Genomic DNA, 306 nt, shown 5'->3' on the forward strand with positions numbered 1-306 from the left:
CGACAGCATCCTCGGACTCAGCGCCTGACCCCACACATCGAAGGACCGAGCGCTACACCACTACCGGGGACTTGACCGCAACAGAGACCACGACGAAGAACAACAGACGCGTGGCATGCCAGTCGACCTTTGTGAAGAAGTACGCCAAGAAGGGCGAGTCCTGCGACGAGTACCCCTTTGCCAGCACGAACCAAGGTGCTGCAGCAGGTAACAATGCCCGGCGAGTCCCTGACGGCGCTCACTGAAATTCCTCGGTTCTGCTCATCGAAATTCCCCACTCTGGGTCGCTCCGCCGCATGAGGCGGG

General features: G+C 60.5%; 1 protein-coding gene. It reads left to right on the top strand.

The window, feature by feature from the left end; translation table 11 throughout:
- Positions 1-245 (top strand): NucA/NucB deoxyribonuclease domain-containing protein (locus tag DWB68_RS17270; protein ID WP_199700489.1); only part of this gene is annotated, 245 nt, incomplete at its 5' end.
- Positions 246-306 lie beyond the last annotated feature (61 nt).

The sequence above is a fragment of the Galactobacter valiniphilus genome (genome assembly GCF_003575975.1).
GTDB lineage: Bacteria > Actinomycetota > Actinomycetes > Actinomycetales > Micrococcaceae > Galactobacter > Galactobacter valiniphilus.